Annotated in this window: 1 protein-coding gene; it reads left to right on the plus strand. The window is 51.7% G+C overall.

What is annotated here, in order from left to right:
• Positions 1-236: AMP-binding protein (locus AAEZ09_RS29180; RefSeq protein WP_350601799.1), on the plus strand; the 236-nt coding region annotated here is incomplete at both ends.

Here is a 236-nt window from a genome sequence, read left to right on the forward strand (position 1 = left end):
GGCTTGAGACGACGGGCTGTGCGATGATTGAAGGTTGGGGCATGACTGAAGGTGTCGCGGTAGGCACCGCCAACGTCATTACAGATCGTAAATTTAACGGTACGATTGGTGTTCCCGTCCCTAGCGTCGATGTGATTGTCATCGATGATGAAGGCAATCGTGTGGGCGTCAACCAAGCTGGCGAGATGTGTGTCAAAGGTCCTAACGTAACCTTAGGCTATCTGAATAGAGACAGC

It is taken from the genome of Pseudomonas sp. 65/3-MNA-CIBAN-0223, assembly GCF_040310425.1.
Taxonomy (GTDB): Bacteria; Pseudomonadota; Gammaproteobacteria; order Pseudomonadales; family Pseudomonadaceae; genus Aquipseudomonas; species Aquipseudomonas gregormendelii.